The organism is uncultured Limosilactobacillus sp. (assembly GCF_934202235.1).
Classification (GTDB): domain Bacteria; phylum Bacillota; class Bacilli; order Lactobacillales; family Lactobacillaceae; genus Limosilactobacillus.
On record NZ_CAKPXS010000052.1, the window covers coordinates 1 to 11,359 of the forward strand.

Annotated in this window: 11 protein-coding genes; 2 read left to right on the forward strand and 9 right to left on the reverse strand. The window is 49.7% G+C overall.

Going from position 1 to position 11,359, the window contains the following annotated elements; genetic code table 11:
• Positions 1-272: 272 nt before the first annotated feature.
• Both glnA and miaA read right to left on the reverse strand, forming a co-directional pair.
• A complete protein-coding gene (gene glnA / locus Q0E49_RS07145; protein ID WP_295747486.1) occupies positions 273-1,616 on the reverse strand; it encodes a type I glutamate--ammonia ligase in 1,344 nt (447 codons plus the stop codon).
• A 213-nt stretch (positions 1,617-1,829) separates the two neighbouring features.
• Positions 1,830-2,753: a tRNA (adenosine(37)-N6)-dimethylallyltransferase MiaA gene (gene miaA, locus Q0E49_RS07150; RefSeq protein ID WP_295747488.1), complete on the reverse strand. Its 924-nt coding sequence runs from the start codon at positions 2,751-2,753 to the stop codon at positions 1,830-1,832.
• Positions 2,754-2,847: 94 nt separating this feature from the next.
• Between miaA and Q0E49_RS07155 the strand changes: the two genes are divergently transcribed.
• Positions 2,848-3,024, forward strand: coding sequence for a DUF3042 family protein (locus tag Q0E49_RS07155; RefSeq protein WP_102278838.1), 177 nt, complete (start codon positions 2,848-2,850; stop codon positions 3,022-3,024).
• 123 nt (positions 3,025-3,147) lie between these two features.
• Here the strand turns inward: Q0E49_RS07155 and Q0E49_RS07160 are convergent, their stop codons facing one another.
• The 7 genes from Q0E49_RS07160 to Q0E49_RS07190 form a co-directional block, all read right to left on the reverse strand.
• Positions 3,148-3,570: a rhodanese-like domain-containing protein gene (locus Q0E49_RS07160; RefSeq protein WP_295747491.1), complete on the reverse strand. Its 423-nt coding sequence runs from the start codon at positions 3,568-3,570 to the stop codon at positions 3,148-3,150.
• Between the two features lie 21 nt (positions 3,571-3,591).
• Complete coding sequence (locus Q0E49_RS07165) at positions 3,592-4,554, reverse strand: ROK family glucokinase (protein WP_295747493.1); 963 nt, start codon at positions 4,552-4,554, stop codon at positions 3,592-3,594.
• Positions 4,529-4,804 (reverse strand): YqgQ family protein, encoded by a 276-nt coding sequence (locus Q0E49_RS07170; RefSeq protein ID WP_295747495.1) that lies wholly within the window; start codon positions 4,802-4,804, stop codon positions 4,529-4,531. The genes Q0E49_RS07165 and Q0E49_RS07170 overlap by 26 nt, the downstream gene beginning before the upstream one ends.
• Positions 4,804-5,463: a rhomboid family intramembrane serine protease gene (locus Q0E49_RS07175; RefSeq protein WP_295747497.1), complete on the reverse strand. Its 660-nt coding sequence runs from the start codon at positions 5,461-5,463 to the stop codon at positions 4,804-4,806. Before Q0E49_RS07175 ends, Q0E49_RS07170 begins: the two co-directional genes overlap by 1 nt.
• Positions 5,460-6,017 carry a 5-formyltetrahydrofolate cyclo-ligase gene (locus Q0E49_RS07180; protein ID WP_295747499.1) on the reverse strand — a complete coding sequence of 186 codons (558 nt, stop codon included), beginning with the start codon at positions 6,015-6,017 and terminating at the stop codon, positions 5,460-5,462. Before Q0E49_RS07180 ends, Q0E49_RS07175 begins: the two co-directional genes overlap by 4 nt.
• A 99-nt stretch (positions 6,018-6,116) precedes the next feature.
• Complete coding sequence (gene rpmG / locus Q0E49_RS07185) at positions 6,117-6,266, reverse strand: 50S ribosomal protein L33 (RefSeq protein WP_047768829.1); 150 nt, start codon at positions 6,264-6,266, stop codon at positions 6,117-6,119.
• Positions 6,267-6,361: 95 nt separating this feature from the next.
• Entirely contained in the window at positions 6,362-8,437 is a 2,076-nt protein-coding gene (locus tag Q0E49_RS07190) for a penicillin-binding protein 2 (RefSeq protein ID WP_295747502.1), read from the reverse strand.
• A 238-nt stretch (positions 8,438-8,675) separates the two neighbouring features.
• Between Q0E49_RS07190 and Q0E49_RS07195 the strand changes: the two genes are divergently transcribed.
• Positions 8,676-11,252 carry a YfhO family protein gene (locus Q0E49_RS07195; protein WP_295747504.1) on the forward strand — a complete coding sequence of 859 codons (2,577 nt, stop codon included), beginning with the start codon at positions 8,676-8,678 and terminating at the stop codon, positions 11,250-11,252.
• Positions 11,253-11,359: the final 107 nt, after the last annotated feature.

An 11,359-nucleotide genomic window follows, 5' to 3' on the forward strand; every position in this document is an offset into this window, starting at 1 on the left:
CCTCTTCTCCATAATAAATGAAAAAGACGAATTGTAGTTCCGTCGAACTACAATCCATCTACAGGTTAGTATGTTTTGTTGCCTTCAAATCCTCTGACTACCATTAAAAATCATTTGTAAAATTTATCTGCACGTAACAAAAAAGCCGAGTAGCAATTAGCTAACAAACTCAATTTGATGTAAGTTTGTTGCACAAATGTTGCAACGGCTTATTTTTTATAGCTAACAAACGCCGTCATATCAACAATAACGGGCAACACAAGAACTCAAAGTCAATACTGTGACATGTACTTTGTCCGTTCCCAGTCAGAAACTTGCTGGCGGTAAGTGTCATACTCGCGAGTCTTGGCCTCATAGAAACTAGCGAAAAGGTGTTCTCCAAGGGCGTCACGGACGACTGAATCAGCCTTCAGGTCTTTCAAAGCATTATGTAGGGTGTCTGGTAAGTTGTCGATTCCCTTTTCCTGACGTTCTTCTTCGCTCATTTGGTAAATGTTTTCGTCGACGCTTGGCATTGGCGTCAGCTTGTTTGCCAAACCATCGAGACCAGCCGCGAGGATCGTTGCCGTTGCTAAGTACGGGTTAGCTGATGGGTCAACCGATCGTAGTTCCAGACGAGTTCCCATCCCGCGGTCACTTGGGATCCGGACCAGTGGTGACCGGTTCGATGCTGACCAAGCGACGTAAACCGGGGCCTCATATCCCGGAACCAAGCGCTTGTAGGAGTTAACGATCGGGTTGCAAACGGCCGTCAAGCTGCGGACGTGCTTCAGCAGGCCAGCCAGGAAGTGATAAGCAGTGGCTGACAATTGCATTTTATCATCAGCATCATAAAAGGCATTCTTCCCTTGCTGGTCAAAGAGGGACATGTTCATGTGCATCCCTGAACCGTTGATCCCGGACAGTGGTTTGGGCATGAAGGTAGCGTGGAGACCATGTTGTTTAGCAATCGTCTTGACGACAAACTTGAAGGTTTGAATATTGTCAGCTGCTTCCAGGGCATCCGCGTACTTAAAGTCGATTTCATGCTGGCCAGGGGCAACTTCGTGGTGGCTAGCCTCCACGCTAAAGCCCATCTTTTCCAGGATAAGGACAATGTCGCGACGACAATCCTCACCACTGTCAGCCGGTTCCATATCGAAATAGCTTTCCTGGTCATTGACGTCAAAAGTTGGTTCCCCATGTTCATCGGTCTTAAAGAGGAAGAATTCTGGTTCAGGCCCGATGTTGAAACTGGTAAAGCCAGCATCAGTCATCTTCTTAATTTGCTGCTTAAGGACATTCCGCGGGTCACCAGCAAACGGCGTCCCGTCCGTCTTGTGAACGCTACAGATAACCCGTGCCACTTTGCCGTGCTCTGCCCCCCACGGGAATACTAACCAGGTTGAGTTGTCAGGATAGAGGTACATATCGCTTTCTTCAATCCGGACGAAACCATCGATTGAGGAGCCATCAAACATGATCTTGTTATCCAGCAACTTATCCAGTTGACTGACTGGGATGTCAACGCTCTTCATCGTTCCTAACAAGTCTGAAAACATCAGCCGGAGGAAATGCACGTTTTCATCCTTGACCAGCTGGTGAACTTCACTCTTGGTATATACGTGTTTTGACATTATTGAACCTTCCCTTCGCAGCATTGTTCAATCATCATCCAACTTACTATTCGTGTCTTATGACCAACAAGCTCCTAATTCAATGCGAACAAGCCACTGGTTTGTCCGGCTGACTTGAACTATTCACTGCTATTGAGATTAGCAACATCGTTTTTAAAAGTCAATTGGCAACGGTAGTTTTGTTACCAGTGCAGTTCGCAAGCGGTTGCAAGTTTACTTTGTTAACCACTCCCGGGCAAAATCTTCGATATCTTCAACGCTATCTTTACCGCTGACCAGGTCAAACCAGTGCACCGGCAGCTTGTTACGGAACCAAGTGAGCTGGCGCTTGGCATAGTGACGTGAATCCAGCTTAACCTGGTTAATCGCCGTCGCCAGGTCACATTCACCACGAAAATAAGGAAAGAGCTCACGGTAACCAATGCCCTTCCCTGATTGAAATTTTTCACCACCAGCGTCATAAAGCCACCGTGCTTCCTCAACGAGACCCGCGGCCACCATCTGGTCAACCCGCTGGTTAATCCGCTGGTAAAGAACGTGGCGGTCGGTATTCAACGCAATCAGCAAAAAGTCAGCAATGGGCTGACGTTCGGGTTGTTGCGAAAAGAGCTGACCAGTTGTCTGGATAACTTCTAACGCCCGGATCACCCGACGAACGTTATTCACCGGGATTTGCTGGGCAGCGACCGGGTCTTTTTGTGCTAGTTGTTGCCAAACCGTCCGCTTCCCCGCTTGCTGGGCAACCTCTTCCCAGCGTTGACGCAACTGGCGTGACTGTTCATCAAAGTGGTCACCCCCCAATGGTAAGTTATTAACGAGGGCTGAAACATAAAAGCCCGTTCCGCCAACGACCAGTGGGACATGCTGACGTTGCGTAATTTCGTTAATCTGGTTCCCTGCCAGCAACTGGAAGTCGGCTGCCGAGAACCGCTGGTCCACGTTACGAATATTGATCAGGTGGTGGGGAACCCCTGCCTGTTCTTCCGGCGTCACCTTGGCGGTTGCAATGTCCAAGTGGCGGTATACCTGCATGGAATCTCCTGAGATAACTTCACCATTGATCCTCTTCGCCAACCGGATGGACAGTGCCGTTTTGCCAACCGCGGTCGGCCCCACAATTGCAATCACTTTTTTCATCGTATCACCCGCTTTTAAAACATTTAACCGTTAACATTGTAAAATTAATCATAATCTATCATAATATAGATAAAGACCAAAGGAGGTTATATCTATGGGTAAATTTGCAAAGGGCTTTTTCCTGGGAACGTTTGCCACGCTGACTGCTGTTGCTAGTGGCGTGTTTGCCTTCCACCAAAATGTGATCAAGCCCGTTGAAGAACAAGAAGAACGCTTTGATGAAAACCGGCGGGCAGCCATCCGTAAGGGCCGGTCAGCTCACCAGGGCTAAAGCTTAAACTAACATTACAACCAGCGGGCACTGTCACATCGTTGTGATAGTGTCTCATAAACAAGAAAAGATCTCTAGTATTCGGCAGACGAACGCTAGAGATCTTTATTTTTACCCCACTGATTAGTCGGCGTACTTATCCTTCTTGGTTTTACCCTGCCAGTTCAGGAAACCACCATTCAAGATGTAAAGCTTTTGGAAGCCCTTCTTTGAGAGAAATTTTGCTGCCTGGGCGGAAACCGAAGTACCGGCATCATACAGGTAAACCGGCAGGTCAGGCCGAATTTCGCCATACTGTTGGCGCAAGAAAGCGTATGGCAAGCTCCGTGCTCCCAGAATATGGCCCTTCTTGAAGTCAGCAGCTGATCGCACGTCGATCACCTGTGCCTTGCGCATTCCCGCTTGAAATTCCTCTTCATCAAGCACCGTTGCGTAGTGGTGCATCCGGTAACGGTTAACCGCCCAGGTGACAGCCCACACAATGGCAAAAGCGATGATAATCCAACAAATATTTGTAATAACGCTAGTGACTGATCCTAAAACCAATGTCTCTTTCCTCCATCTTGTTTAAATAAATTTTCTTGCCAGCGATGCCGCACCAATAACTCCGGCATCATTGCCTAGTTTAGCTAACTTCAGCTGAGTCGATGTCCGAACGGTTGGGAAGGCGTACTTCAAAAATGACTTCTTTACCCGGTCTAGTAAAAACTCACCTGCCGCAGAAACCCCGCCACCGATAACGAGGTATTGGGGGTTCAAAATATTGGAAACGTTGGCACAGGCAATTCCCAGGTAACGACAAACGTCGTCAACCACCATGTTGGCCAGGTAATCATGTTCCTTGGCCAGGTCAAAGACGGCCTTGGCGGTGACCTGATCACCGTTGTCAATCATCGCCTTCAACTGGCTATCGCCTTCGTATTGTTCCGCTTTGTCTTCAGCGACGTGAACAATCCCGGTGGCAGAAGCATACTGCTCTAGACAGCCATGATTACCACACGTACACAGGTAACCGTTTGGTTCCACGTTAATGTGGCCAATTTCACCACCAGCGCCGCCGAAACCGTGAACCATTTCCCCGTTAGTGATGACACCACCACCAACACCGGTTCCCAGCGTGATAAAGGCAACGTCATCACCTTCGTCGCCGGCACCCCTCCATTGTTCACCAAGGGCCGCCACGTTGGCATCATTGTCCAGTGAGAACGGTAAGCCTGTTCCCTTTTCAATCTGTTCTTTAACCGGTTGAAGAGTCTTCCAGCCAAGGTTGTAAGCGCCGATGACGGTCCCCTTTTGACGGTCAACTGTCCCGGGTGTCCCCATACCAATGCCGATAAAGTCTTCCCGCCGCATTTTGTAGAGGTCAATGTGGTGGTTGATCGATTCAATAATGTCTGGAACGATGTGTGAACCGTCATCTAAGACGTTGGTCCGCACCGACCACTTCTGTTGAATTTCACCCTCAGCTGTGAGAATAGCAAACTTAATAGTTGTCCCGCCAAGGTCAACCCCAATTAACTTTTTGCCCATAATTCAAATTACCCCTTCTGTGCTTTTTTCTGTCGGCTACTTCCTGCCGGTGGTGCTCAGCCCGCAAAACCACCTTTGCTTGTAGGTAGGTCGGCTGGTCAATCACCCCCGCTTGCGCTAGGTGGTCGACCTCTAGCGCGGCCAGCTCAATGTCATACAAGCGTCGACCAACGTAGATGTACACATCAAACTTTTTCAGTAATTGCAAAACATCATAATAAGTCCGCAAATGCTGATTATTATCGATCATTATTGCAACCCCATTCTGGCAGCTAAGCCGATGATTATAACTAATATAATGCCACTGAGAAAACGCTTAATCAAGCCTATTTTTCCAACTCGTGGTGCCCCGATGACCGACGCCGTTAGAAAGCCAGCTAATAGTCCACCAAGGTGTCCTGCCAAATCCACCCCGGGCATAAAAACATCAACTATCAGGTTAAACACTACTAGGATAATAAACTGCCGCCCGACTGCGCGCAGTGCAGGGTTATCCCGAAAAATAATTCCCAACATGATAAAAGCACCAAAGAGGCCAAAAATACCCGTGCTGGCCCCCGCACCAACTATATTGGGCGACGTTACGATACTCAGCAAATTACCATAAATAGTGCTGATCAGAAAAATCACAGCTACCCGCCAGTGACCAAGCAAGGCTTCATCATAAAACCCAATAAAATAAAGGGTCAGGCAGTTGATCAACAGGTGACTAAAGCCAATATGCAAGAAGCCAGCAGCGAGTAACCGCCAGTACTGGCCAGCACGAACTAGTGTCCCGTTATTGGCCCCAAACGACAGTAACACCCTGGTGTCGGTGGAACCACCAGCTAAGGTCATGAGGACAAAAGTGATCACACAGGCAGCGATAATAAATGTCGTTACCGGTGCTTTCCGCCAGGAAAAGTTCATTGGTGATCACCAACCACCAGCACCCGGTCAACCCGTTGATCATGGGGTTCACTCTGCCACTCGTCTTCTGCTGCCAACTGCGGGCGCAGCGCCAGCGAGACTGTTGGCTGCTGAAAACTGGCTAGACAGGTGTCGTAAAAGCCGCCACCAAAGCCCAGCCGTTTGCCGGACTTGGTAAAAGCTACGCCGGGAACCACCATTAAATCAACTTGGTCGAGGCTGACAACCTCATCGCCGACCGGCTCGAGTACCCCAAAGGTACTCTGGTGAAACTGGGTTTGCTCGGTTAACCGGACAAATTCCATTTGCCGCTTACCAGTGACCCGGGGCACAACCACTTCTTTGCCCTTATGTTGGGCATGAATAATTAGTGGCTGGGTATCAAGCTCAAACGACATGCTCAATGTCGTCGCGATCACCTTAGCACTGGTCCATTCTGGCAGAATGTATAGTTGTTCGCGGAGCGCGGCTTCCTGCTTCTTCTTAGTTTGTAAATCCATTTGCCGTAAGCGAGAAATAAACGCCTGCCGCAATTCTTTTTTCGAATAGGTCATTGTGATTCCTCCCCATCATTAACAGACAAAAGAAGCCGCTTAGCAATTCCAACGAATTGCCAAACGGCTCTCTGGTTGTCCCCAACCGTTGGTAACCAATTACTTGGTTTCGCGGTGCAGGGTCACCTTACGCTCACGTGGGCAGTACTTGTTCAGTTCGAGCCGGTCAGGATTGTGACGACGGTTCTTGCTAGTCAAGTAAGTCCGTTCGTGGCATGAAGTGCACTCTAGAGTAATGTTCACACGCATGGTTGCAACCTCCAAACTTTCATAAATTGATAATGCTTTTCGAAAAGCTAGCCTGTTTACTATATCATTATCAGCCTGCTTTGACAAGTGACGGCTTATTCATACTTCTTGGGACTCTGAACAGTCTTCCAGTAAGCTTCAAAGATCTGCCGCGCCATGTTGATGTTAGCCCCACCGTTTTCGTTGGTGACGTCCGGGATCGCCAGGGCCACCACCACTTGCGGGTCATCAGATGGCGAGTACCCAGCAAAACTGATCGTGCTGGTTGGTGTCTTCTTGTAGAAGGTTTCGGCCGTCCCGGTCTTCCCGGAAATCGACGGCTTGGCGTCGCCCAGCTTCTTAGCAGTAACATAGGGGCTGCTACCGTGGGTAACCAGGTAAAGTCCTTGGTGGATCACGTCAAAGTCTTCCTTGCTTGCTGGAATAACTTGTTGAACCTGTGGGCTTGCCGTGTATTCCACCTTGCCCAGCTGACCGTTCTTGTTCGTTCCGCGAATTTGCTGAACCACGTAAGGCTTCATCCGGTAACCACCGTTGGCAATTGTTGACATATATTGCGCTAATTGAATAACGGTGTAGGCATCGTAGTTCCCGTATGATAAGTCAAGAGCTGAACCAATGTGTGATTGAGTTGATGGTCCCTTAAAACCACTCACTTCACCTGGCAGGTCAATTCCCGTCTTCTGGCCGAGGCCAAACATGTTGAAGTAATAACGCAACTTGGTAAAGGCCTTCGTCGACATCGTCAGCGCTTCGCCAGGCGAGTACTTAAAGCCAGCTTCCTTCATTGCCAACTGCATCATGTACGAGTTTGACGATACTTCCAGCGCCACTGGAGCACTAATTGCCATCGAAGCACTGCCGGACTTGTTGAACCAGGAAGCCTTGACACTCGTCCCGGCTAACTTAATTGGCTGGTCAGTCAGGGTGTTATTCGTCGGCGAAATTACCCCGCTCATCAGTCCACCCATAATGGTGGCACCCTTAACCACGGACCCCATAACAATCGGGTGATTAATCGCCCCGATTTGGTCGGTCGTGATCTTTCCCGTATCTGGGTTTCGATCAATCCCGGCCATTGCCAGGACTGCTCCAGTGTGCGGATTCATCACGACGGCATAGCAACCGGTCGAATAGCTGATCCCCGCCGCCGAATAGTTCTTTTCAATAATACTTTGAACCTGCTTTTGTAATTCTGCGTTAATGGACAGCACGAGGTTAGAACCCTTTTTACCAGCGTACTTGGTCACTTCCTTCGTGACATCACCGCCAGAAGTGGTTACTTCCGTTTGCGACTTGGAACCGGCCAGTGTTGCCTGGTATTCCTTTTCCAGGTAGGAACGACCAACGGAATCGTTCCGGGAATAACCCTGGGACAGCAAGCTGTTAACCGAATCACTTGGCAACCCCGTCTTGGTGGTCGTTACCGTCCCGGTCAAACTTTGAATGTCCTTCCCCTGCGGGTAGTTTCGTGACCAGGACTTACCAATTTTCACCCCTGGCATCTCATTCAAGTGTTCGCCAACGCGCGCCAGTTCACGGGCAGTAACGTGGTTTTCCTTAATATAAGTCGTCGACAGGGAGTAGGCCCCACTCATCGCCGCGTAAATTTTAGCCTTGTTTTTCTGAGCAGCGGTTAACTTATAGACTGATGGGTGCTTGGCAAGGTAGTCCAGCGCCGCATTGTACGTCGCATCACTATCCGTCGAGTTCTTAGGAACGTGGACGTGCTTTTCGACTTCTTTAAGATTGTTCTTATCAGCCAGGTAGTAGTCCATTTCATTCCGCTTGGTCAGCCGGTTATCAGGAACACTAACGTACTTTCCTAGCCGGTTAGCAATACGGTAGATATCATCCGTGCTCACGTTAGGTCCCTTGGTGTAAGTAATCGCCTGGTGAGCTTCGTTACCAACCAGGACCTTGCCCCGGGAATCATAAATCATCCCCCGCTGCACGTTATTTGTTTGAATGGAAGTGTCTGACCGTTTGACTTCCGCCTTATAAGACCCGCTATTCAACACCTGCAAGTTAAAAAGCCTTGCCGCTAACAGCAACAAGAGGATTCCCACCGCCCACAGCAGAAAGTTCAGCCGTGAACCAATAATTGACTTGTGTGCTTGCCGTTGGTGATCACCACGGGGCCCTTTTAGCCAGGCCTTCAACCGCTTCATGAAATCCACTTCACTAATTCTCCTTAGCCATAGTAGCTACTATTGTACCAAAGTTAGAGCCGAACGTCACAAAAATGACGCCCACTGACTAGTTGATAATACGCTTATCTGCCGTTCAATGAAATAACCACCGCCACAATTTAACGAAATTTAACCACAGATAGTTTATAATGGGCTGTTGAAACAAGCAAAGGAGTATCCCAACGTGTTAAACCAAATCAAAAAACATCAACAGGCGATGTCCCTGATCGCCGCCTTTTGCCTCCCCGTCCTGATTATGGGCGGCTACTTTGCGACGCGTTCGATGGCCCCCTTTGGCAAAAGTACCATTTTAACTGTTGACCTGGGGCAACAGTACGTCGACTTTTTTGCCTACTTTCGGCGCGCCCTCCTTCACCACCCGACTAGTTTTTTCTACTCTTTTGCTAAGGGATTAGGCGGTGAAATGTGGGGAACTAACGCCTACTATCTCTGGAGCCCGCTCAATCTGATCCTCCTCTTCTTCCCGGGACAACACATTGCCAGCGGCATTCTCATTCTGACCTTGTTGAAATATGGCTGTGCCGGCTTAAGCATGGCTTGGCTCCTGCAAAAGCAACGCCTGCAGTCGGGCCTGCGGGCTGTCGCCTTTGCCGTTTCTTACTCCTTGATGGGGTGGATGATCGCCAACCAGCTCAACTTACTGTGGCTTGACGTCCTGTTTCTCCTGCCGCCCATTATCAACGGCCTGATTAACATTCTCGCTGGTAAGCGACCGTGGCAATACCTAGCGTGGCTGACCTTGGCCCTCATTGATAACTATTACATGGCGTGGATGGTGGGCCTCTTCACCCTGCTTTTTACGGGTTGGCACATAGCTAGCCAGCCGCTTCCCTGGAAAACCGTTCTCAAGCGTCTTTCCACGTACATTGGCGTTTCCTGCTGGAGTGCAGCCAATGCTGCAGTAGTCCTCATTCCGACAATGGTGACATTACTCGCCAGTAAGGGGACTTACACGGAAAACAAGTGGCACCTGGTCTTTGAATACAAGCCATGGAAACTACTGGCTAAATTTGTCCCGGGTTCCTTTACCTTTGGCCAAATGCCAACTGGCCAAGCCAACATTTATGTGGGAATGATTACGACCATTGGCGCCCTGCTGTTCTTCACTAACCACCACCAACGCTGGCAAAGTAGACTGGTCGCTCTGCTGATCTCTGCTTTCTTCGCGCTGTCCTTTTGTTGGCAGCCACTCGACTTAGTTTGGCACCTCGGACAGTTCCCCGTCTGGTACCCCTCACGCTTCTCATACCTGGCTAGTTTCTGGCTGATCTGGCTGGCAGCGCAAACGCTCACCAGTGATTACCGACTACGGTGGCAGGATGCCTGCTGGCTGGTCCCCCTTTTTCTGGGGATTAACGGCTGGTTATTCACACACTTAAAACAGGTCAACTACCTGAGCAAACCACAGTTGTTGATGGGGATTGGCTTGTTAGCGGCCAGCCTCTTGTGGTTGTCGTTACCCCACCGTGAATACCAACTAGTGGTAGACGGCATTATGCTGTTAATTGTCTGCCTCGACATGGGGACGAATGCCACCCTTTGCCTGAATAACCTGTCGTATGTCCCGCAGTGGCAATTTGGCCAGTACACCCAGCAACTGGATCGGGCCGCTGCCAAACTACCCCAGGGCCGGCATGATTTTTACCGGGTTGGCAAGACCTTCCAGCGGACAAAGGATGATCCCTTCCAGGGGGGCTTCAATAGTGGTGACCACTTTGGTTCAACCCTCAAATCGGCCACCCCAAATTTCATGGCAGCAATTGGTCAGCCGGAAGGCGATGGCTTTGTTACCTATAGCAATGGGACCCAGGTTACTGACGCCTTCCTCGATTTTCGCTACTTCATGAGTGCTCGGCATGGTGGCCAGCAAGACCAGGTGCAGATTCTCCCGTTAACGAGCAACCGCCCTGACCTACGGCAAATGACCAAGGTTGGCCGCAGTGGGCTGGTAAATATTTGGCAAAACAAGAAAACCCTGCCCATCGCTTTTGCCGCTAACCGGCAAATCTTGCACCTGGTACAGACAACCGCCGACCCGGTCATGTACCAGTCACAACTTTTTCAGGCAATGGCCAACAAATCCGCGCCGCTGTTTACCGTTCAAAACTTTGATCACGTCACCTTCGAGAACGTTCAGCCTGCCCACAAAATTACCGGGACAATTTTTCGCCGCCTCAACCCGCTCAAAGACGCCAGCATCACCCTACACATTATTCCAACAACTAACGACTCGTACTACCTGACGCTCGGTGATGAGCTTAAGGATAATGCTACAATTTATCTCAACGGTCACCGGCTTAGTCAGTACCCTAATTTCCGGAACACAATAGTTACCAACGTGGCCGCTCATGACCGTGGCCAACATATCCGGGTAACTATTAAACTGAAACACGCCGCCCTCTGGTGTCAGAATGTCAGTCTCTACCGCCTCAGTCAACGGGCCTTTGATCGTTCACTAAAGCAGCTGCAGCAAAGTCCGCTGCACCTGACAAGCGTCTCACCAGCTAAAATCACTGGGACCGTCACAATTAAGAATTCGCAGGACATTTTGATGACCACCATCCCGAGTGAAGCTGGCTGGCAAGTAAAGGTCGACGGGCAACCTGTTGAGACCAAAACTGCCGCCGGGATGTTTATCGCCGTGCCAATCCCAGTTGGCCACCACCAAGTCAGTTTCCGCTACCGTCCGCCATTCTTCACCATTAGTCTGGTTATTTCCCTCGTCAGCTTAGCAAGCTGGTGGTGGGTCGCCAAACACTCCGCTCAACGCTAACAAAAAAGACCGGGTGCGAATCACTTCGCATGAAGTGCAAGAAAAAAGTTAGACAAAATTAGACAATTAAGCTGCTAAGGCATGATTTCGGTATTCTACTGGGGTCA